General features: G+C 69.6%; 2 protein-coding genes. Both read right to left on the reverse strand.

The features are described 5' to 3' along the window. On the reverse strand, positions 1 to 1,020 hold a 1,020-nt coding region (locus LPZ50_RS24215), incomplete at its 3' end, for a glycosyltransferase family 4 protein (protein ID WP_230665390.1). Beyond that, positions 1,020 to 2,213 carry a glycosyltransferase family 4 protein gene (locus LPZ50_RS24220; protein ID WP_419195639.1) on the reverse strand — a complete coding sequence of 398 codons (1,194 nt, stop codon included), beginning with the start codon at positions 2,211 to 2,213 and terminating at the stop codon, positions 1,020 to 1,022. The genes LPZ50_RS24215 and LPZ50_RS24220, both read right to left, overlap by 1 nt. Between the last annotated feature and the right edge of the window lie 94 nt (positions 2,214 to 2,307).

The following is a 2,307-nucleotide window of genomic DNA, read 5'->3' on the forward strand; positions in this document are numbered from 1 at the left end:
GGCGTAGGAGGCCAGGCGTACGATGGCGTAGGCCAGGGCCTGCGCATCGCGCGCGGGCACCAGCAAACCGGTCACGTCCGGCTCGATGGCATCGCGGCAGCCCGGCACGTCGGTGGTAACCACGGCCCGGCCGCAGGCCGCCGCCTCGATCAAGGAACGCGGCAGGCCTTCGCGGTAAGACGGCAGCACCGCAATGTGCGCCTGCGCATACAGCGCGGCCACGTCGCTGCGTTCGCCCAGCGCCTCGATGCAGCCTTCCGCCCGCCAGGCATCCACGTCGGACTGGGATGCCGAGGCCGGATTGCCAGGGTCGACGCCGCCGGCCAGCAGCATGCGCACTTCGGTGCCGCGCTGCTTCAGCAGGCGCGCCGCCTCGACGAATTCCAGCAGTCCCTTGTCGCGCAGCAGGCGCGACACCATCAAGGCCGCCACGGGCCCGGGCGGCTCGTCCACCGCCGGGAAGTCCGCCAGGGCCACGCCCGACCCTCGTATCATCACGACCTGCTCATCGCGCACCGCGCCCAGGCCGCACAGCACATCGCGGTCATTGCCATTCTGGAACACCACGCGGCTGTTGCCGTGTCCCAGCGCCAGGCGGTACAGCGTGGCCACCACCTGCCGGATCATCGCGGCCTTGGCGCCTTGCGCCACGAACACGAAACCCAGCCCGGAAATCGCCGACACCATGGCGGGCACGCCCGCCAGGCGCGCGGCAATGCCGCCATACAGTACCGGTTTGATGGTGACCAAGTGCACTACGTCGGGCCGCAATTGCCGGAACAACCGGTACAACGCCCACAAGGTGCGCAGTTCCTGCAAGGGATTCTTGCCGCTGCGCGTCATGGGCACCACGTGCTGCGTCAGCCCGTGCGACACGATGTCCGCCACGCTGTCGCCCGCCATGGTGGCCACGTGCACGTCATAGCCAGCGCGCTGGGCCGCCAACGCCAGGGGCAACCGGTGCGACAGGAAGAATGCGGGGTTGTTCACCACGAACAGCAGGCGAGGACGTGTACTCATCAACGGGCTCCGGCGATGCGTCGCCATACGGTTTCATAGGCCGCCACCATGTTCGCCAGATCGAACTCGGCCAGCACCCGGTCGCGTCCGGCGGCACCCGCCGCCAAGCGGCCGCGCGCGGCAATATCGTCCAGCGCGGCGGCTATGCCGTGGGCCAGCGCCTCGGGCTGCTCGGGCGGCACCACCGCACCCGTGGAACCCAGGATATGGGCGGCATCGCCCACATCGGTTACCACGCAGGGCGTGCCACAGGCCATGGCTTCAGCCACCACATTGGGGAAACCCTCGGCGCAGCTGGACAGCACGTGCAAGTCCAGTCCGTTCATCACGGCGGGCACATCATCGCTGGGGCCGGCCAGCAGCACGCGGCCGCCCAGACCCAGCTTATCGATCAACGCCATCAACTCGGCATTGCCGGGCGTCATGCCGCGCCCCACCAGCACACACTGCAAGCCATGGTCGCGGCCATCGCGCACCAGGGCCGCCACCGCGCCCAGCAGGTTGGCGTGGTCCTTCAGTGGGTCCCAGCGCGCCACGCAGCCTATCAGCGGCGTATCGGACGGCACTTCCCACAACTCGCGCACGCGCTGGCGGGCGGCGGCGTCGGGCTGGTAGCGCGACAGGTCGTAGCCATTGGCGATGACTTCCAGGCGATCGGCCCGGTAGCCGTACTGTTCATGCCGCACGGCCGAGTCGCGCGCGGCGCAGACGATGGTGGCGGGAATCCGCCCCGACAACAGCGCGCACAGTTTCAGCACCAGCCGGGCCGAACGGCTGCTGCGCTGCAGGTGGGCCCCCGAATTGCGGATGCCCCAGGCCAGGGCGCGGATGCCGGCCAGGCGCGCGGCCAGGCCGCCGATCAGGTCGGCGTGGTACATCCAGGTCTGCACGGCGTCCGGCTTGTCTTGCGCCAGCAGGCGGCGCAGGGCCAGGAAACCGCTAAGCGTCAGGCGCCCGCGCGGCATGTCCAGCGTATGCACAGTTACACCCGCGGCACGCAGGCGGGTGCCGTATATGCCTTCGTCCGTCAGGGACACCACGGTATGCCGCACGCGCTGGTCGGGATAGGTGGCCAGGCGGAACAATACCGATTCGGCCCCACCCTGCCCCAGGCCGGTAATGACATGCGTCACGCGCAAGCAGGTGCCGGTGTTCACGATCTGCCCCGCACGGCCTCGAACAGGCTGTCCCATTCGGCCAGCACGGCGGGCAGCGCATAGCGGCTGCGCACCGAGGCAGCGGCGCGCGCGCCCAGTTCGCCGGCGACCTGATCAACCGTGGCCCTCA

The organism is Bordetella petrii (genome assembly GCF_020991325.1).
Lineage (GTDB): Bacteria > Pseudomonadota > Gammaproteobacteria > Burkholderiales > Burkholderiaceae_B > Bordetella_A > Bordetella_A petrii_E.

Excerpts from the sequence above, each read along its gene's own strand:
- LPZ50_RS24220 (WP_419195639.1), bottom strand. The coding sequence starts at position 2,213 with ATGGGACAGCCTGTTCGAGGCCGTGCGGGGCAGATCGTGAACACCGGC.